Source organism: Sphingomonas sp. FUKUSWIS1 (assembly GCF_000733135.1).
GTDB classification, from domain to species: Bacteria; Pseudomonadota; Alphaproteobacteria; order Sphingomonadales; family Sphingomonadaceae; genus Sphingomonas; species Sphingomonas aerolata.
This window is the reverse complement of sequence record NZ_JPJC01000117.1, coordinates 1-5,105: the sequence shown is the minus strand read 5'-3', so window position 1 is coordinate 5,105 and position 5,105 is coordinate 1. Positions and strand designations below refer to the sequence as shown.

The 5,105-nt window shown below is 57.0% G+C and carries 4 protein-coding genes; 3 read left to right on the top strand and 1 reads right to left on the bottom strand.

All coding sequences use genetic code 11. The features are described 5' to 3' along the window. Positions 1-318: 318 nt before the first annotated feature. The 3 genes from sphsw_RS18785 to sphsw_RS19310 are packed head-to-tail and all read left to right on the top strand — an operon-like array spanning position 319 to position 2,425. On the top strand, positions 319-1,233 hold the full coding sequence (locus sphsw_RS18785; protein ID WP_081874225.1) for a restriction endonuclease: 915 nt from the start codon (positions 319-321) through the stop codon (positions 1,231-1,233). Continuing rightward, the gene (locus sphsw_RS18780) at positions 1,230-1,985 is read left to right on the top strand and encodes a sensor histidine kinase (RefSeq protein ID WP_081874224.1); all 756 of its coding nucleotides are present in this window, start codon (positions 1,230-1,232) and stop codon (positions 1,983-1,985) included. The genes sphsw_RS18785 and sphsw_RS18780 overlap by 4 nt, the downstream gene beginning before the upstream one ends. Continuing rightward, complete coding sequence (locus tag sphsw_RS19310; protein ID WP_152555435.1) at positions 1,982-2,425, top strand: response regulator; 444 nt, start codon at positions 1,982-1,984, stop codon at positions 2,423-2,425. Before sphsw_RS18780 ends, sphsw_RS19310 begins: the two co-directional genes overlap by 4 nt. Before the next feature lie 129 nt (positions 2,426-2,554). Here the strand turns inward: sphsw_RS19310 and uvrA are convergent. Beyond that, positions 2,555-5,105, bottom strand: a 2,551-nt coding sequence (gene uvrA, locus sphsw_RS08295) for an excinuclease ABC subunit UvrA (RefSeq protein WP_031440192.1), incomplete at its 5' end; no start/stop codon positions are given.

Sequence of the window (5,105 nt, the reverse complement as noted above, 5' to 3'; positions counted from 1 at the left end):
TCTTCCTCGACCTTCACGACGATGCCGCGCTGATCGCGGCGTATCGCGATCGCCACCGTGCGGTGCCGGGGACCGTCGCGAAGACCGGTGCGCGGGGCGGCGTGTCGGAACGTTTGTTCACGTTTTGATCCTATCCCGAGGGGAGAGGACCGATCAGATATGCTGAAACGGGGGTAGTAGGACAGCCCCCCGGGGCGGTCATTCCGTACCTTTAGGAAGGAGTTTCGTGCAATTCGGCGGTCGGGCGGCGGTGACCACGCTGCTGATATGAGAATGCTACGCGGTTGATCCCGTGCGCTGGTCTGCTAGCATCTTTACATGACACTCAGGACGCTAATTGAACTTTCCCCGGCAGAGTTTGAGAACTTAGCCTATGACCTAATGCAGGTATCTGGATTTTCGTCGATGGTGTGGCGAACTCCTGGTGCAGATGGAGGTCGAGATATAGAGGCTTCCTACACACTCACAGATGCCAGTGGTGCCGAGACTAATCAACGGTGGTACGCTGAGTGCAAGCGCTACTCGTCGTCGATTGACTGGCCAACCGTCTTTCAAAAGCTTGCTTATGCAAACAACCATAAAGCTGATTATCTTCTGATGATCAGCACATCTAACCCATCCCCCGTGTGTGAGACAGAAATTTCTAGATGGAATTCTGATAATCACTTGCAGATCCGATTTTGGAGAGGATACCAGCTAGCATCGCGTTTGAGAACTCACGTCAACGTGGCTACACGATATGGACTTAGCGAGTCCCCCAGTGCGGCAGTTAGTCTTCAGTCGATAAGTCTTCATGGGTTAAAGTTTTCACAAGCAGCGGAGGCGAGTTATATAGCGCAACATCCAGCGGAAACTGCGCTTCATGCCGCATCGGCGATCGCCAATCTAGTCTTCCAGCGAACGCAAGATATTGAACGCTATCAGAGGGCGGCATTCATTTTAACTCCCTGGCATTCAATACCGGATTGGGTAGTTCCTCGAAGCAAGATACTGATGCCGTTTGATGCAGCAGGCATTGAGGCATACATAGGAACTTTGCGACATGTAACTGCCGCCGCCGCGCTTTCGCTATCGGAATATGATGGTTGGGTACATGTAGACGCTCAGAACTCCAGATTACCAATTTCTGGTAGCGCTGCTTCGACCTTGACCGAAATTGCCCTTTGGTCGGAAATCGAACAGGTTATAACGTCTCCATCATCAGTGATGATTAGGTCAAGGGATCCACAATGAGTAGAGAAACCTCACAAGATCTCGAAGAGTCATCGTTGGATCTTGTTCTTCTTTCAAACTTTGTTCATCAGATTGTTAACCCGCTTAATGGCGTAGCAGGAACATTAGACAACATTGTTGAGAACAAGATTAAAGACGAAAAAAGAAAGGATCAGCGCCTACGGGCAGCTCGAGCACAGCTTGAACAATGCATTTCCCTAATCAGAAATTTGGCATATTTTGCTCAAGGTTTTCAAATACTAACATCCGATGAACAAAGAGATATTCTTGTTCCTGAACAGATAATCCGATCTGCTATGTTTTTTCAAGAAGATGCCGAGCTAAAGGGTATAAGAATATCCTTGGAAGAGAGATTTATTGCAAACAGGGTTCGAGGCCATCTTGAGCTATTAAATCAGGTTTATATCAACATATTTGATAATTGCGTAAAGTATAGTCAAGTTAATACCACTGTAAACGTTAATCAATGGATACAAAGAGATTCGGGAAATCTACTTGTATCCATTAAAAGTACTATGAAAAGGCCCTTAAATCGAGCCGAACTACCAAGAATATTTGAGTTGGGATACAGGGGTATCAATGCGCGACAAGTGGTTGCCTCGGGCACGGGCATTGGGATGTACATTTGCAAAAAGATTGTTGAAGAGGTCCACGGCGGAAAGCTGGAGGTTCAACTCATAGGTGACGAACGTATTGAGTTCCTTATTAGACTTCCAAACGCATTTCCTGAATCACAAAGGATGAGGCCATGACCGACGAAGATACAAGTCTGACGGCACTTATTATCGACGACGAGCCACACAACATTCTTTGGCTTTCCGACTACCTTGAAGATGGTGGATTTACCGTCACGATGAAGACAGACGTAAATCAAGGTGTAGATGAGCTACAAAATAACTCTCATCGGATAAGCATTATCGATCTAAATATACCCGTTTTTCCACCGCTGTCAGCAGACGTCGCATCAAAGGGGGATTTATACAGTAAGTATCCGGGGCTCTACGCTGCCTGGAGGGCTCGTAATTCGGGATATAGAAATAGACAAGTCGTTGTCTATACAGTTCATCGGGACCCAGAAATTGCTGCCGAGGCCGAAAGGCTGCGGTGCACATATATTATGAAAGGTCGCCCGAAAATGCTTAAAGAGGAAATAGAGTCAATTTTATCTTATGATCCAACAAAGAAGTCCTAAACGGCAAAGCGAACGAAGAAGTACCTGCTGCCGGCCTAGTCATGACGCTGAATAGCCCCCGCCTCCACGTGGCGGTACTCTTCGCACTCGTGCGGTCTGCCACACTCTGGCTGTATTAGAAGCTTCGCTTTACCTAGCGGGTTCGATCACCTTCTTCTCCAGCAACGGCGCCAGATACTTGCCCGTGAAGCTGCCCTTGGCCTTGGCAACCTTTTCCGGCGTGCCTTCGGCGACGATCTCGCCGCCCTTGACGCCTCCCTCCGGCCCCAGGTCGAGGACCCAGTCGGCGGTCTTGATGACGTCGAGATTATGCTCGATCACGACGACGGTGTTGCCCTGCTCGACGAGCGCGTGGAGGACTTCGAGGAGTTTGCGGACGTCCTCGAAATGCAGGCCGGTGGTGGGCTCGTCGAGGATGTAGAGCGTGTTGCCGGTCGCGCGGCGCGAGAGTTCCTTGGCGAGCTTGACGCGCTGCGCCTCGCCGCCCGAGAGCGTCGTCGCCTGCTGGCCGACCTTGACGTAGCCGAGACCGACCTCGACCAGCATCGCCATCTTGTCGCGGATCGGGGGGACCGCCTTGAAGAACTCGGCGGCGTCCTCGACGGTCATGTCGAGCACGTCGGCGATGCTGTGGCCCTTGAACTTCACCTCGAGCGTCTCGCGATTGTAGCGCGCGCCGTGGCAGACATCGCACTGCACATAGACGTCGGGGAGGAAGTGCATCTCGATCTTGAGCACGCCGTCGCCCTGGCACGCCTCGCAGCGGCCGCCCTTGACGTTGAAGCTGAACCGGCCGGGCTTGTAGCCGCGCGCCTGGGCTTCGGGGAGGCCCGCGAACCAGTCGCGGATCTGCGTGAAGCTGCCGGTATAGGTGGCGGGGTTGCTGCGCGGGGTGCGGCCGATCGGCGACTGATCGATGTCGATGACCTTGTCGAGATATTGCAGGCCGGTGATCTTGTCGTGCTTGCCCTGGACGATGCGCGCGCCGTTGAGCTCGCGCGCGGCGGCGGCGTAGAGCGTGTCGATCGTGAAGCTCGACTTGCCCGACCCCGAGACGCCGGTGACGCAGGTGAAGGTGCCGAGCGGGATGCTCGCGGTGACGCCCGTCAGGTTGTTCGCGGTGGCGTTGTGGACGGTGAGCTTCTTGCCGTTGCCCTTGCGCCGCGTGGCGGGCACCGGCACTTCGCGTGTGCCGTTGAGATAGTCGGCGGTGATGCTGCCCTTCGACTTCAGGATCTGTTTCAGCGTGCCCTGCGCGACGACCTGGCCGCCGCGGACGCCCGCGCCGGGGCCCATGTCGATGATGTAATCGGCGGTGCGGATCGCGTCCTCGTCATGCTCGACGACGAGCACGGTGTTGCCGAGATCGCGCAGACGGCGCAGCGTCTTGAGGAGCATGTCGTTGTCGCGCTGGTGCAGGCCGATGCTGGGCTCGTCGAGGACGTAGAGCACGCCCGACAGCCCGCTGCCGATCTGCGACGCGAGGCGGATGCGCTGGCTCTCGCCGCCGCTCAGGGTTCCCGAGGTGCGGTCGAGGTTGAGATAGTCGAGGCCGACATTGTTGAGGAAGCCGAGGCGCTCGACGATTTCTTTCAGGATGCGCTCGGCGATCGCGTTCTGCTGGTCGCCCAAGTGCTGCGGCATGTCGGTGAAGAACTGGAGCGCATCGACGACCGAGAGGTGCGTCGCGTAGCTGATGTCCTCCATCGCGATCTTGACCGCGAGCGCCTCGGGTTTCAGGCGCGCGCCGGCGCAGACCTCGCACGGGGCGGCAGACTGGTATTTGTTCAGCTCCTCGCGCATCCACGCGCTCTCGGTCTGGAGCAGGCGGCGGTTGAGGTTGCCGATGACACCCTCGAACGGCTTGGAGACGTCGTATTTCTTCTTGCCGTCGATGAAGGTGAGCGTGACGGGCTTGCCCTTCGAGCCGTGCAGGATGACGCGCTGGACCTCCTCGGGGAGCTCGCCCCAGGGGGTCTCGATGTCGAACTTGTATTCGCGCGCGAGGCTGCCGAGGACCTGCATGTAATAGGGCGAGGGCGGGTTGGATTTCGCCCAGGGGACGACCGCGCCCTTCTTGATGCTGAGCATGTGGTTGGGGACGACGAGGTCCTCGTCGAACAGCAGCTTCTCGCCGAGGCCGTCACAGGCCGGGCACGCGCCTTGCGGGGCATTGAACGAGAAGAGGCGCGGCTCGATCTCGGAGATGGTGAAGCCGCTGACCGGGCAGGCGAACTTCTCGCTGAAGACGATGCGGCCGTCGGGGGCGTTGCTGCCGAGGATTTCGGACTTGGGCGTGTGCGGCTCGACCGGGTCGGCGGGGTCGACATAGGCGAGGCCCTCGGCGAGCTTCAGCGCGGTTTCGAACGATTCCGCGAGGCGCGTGGCGATCTCGCCGCCGACGACGAGGCGGTCGACGACGACCTCGATGTCGTGCTTGTACTTCTTGTCGAGCGCGGGCGCCTCGTCGATGTCGTGGATCGTGCCGTCGATGCGGACGCGGGTGAAGCCCGCCTTCTGCCACTCGGCGAGTTCCTTGCGATACTCGCCCTTGCGGCCGCGGACGACGGGGGCGAGCAGGTACAGCCGCGTGCCCTCGGGGAGCGCCATGACGCGGTCGACCATCTGGCTGACGGTCTGCGCGGCGATCGGCTCACCGGTCGCGGGCGAGTACGGGATG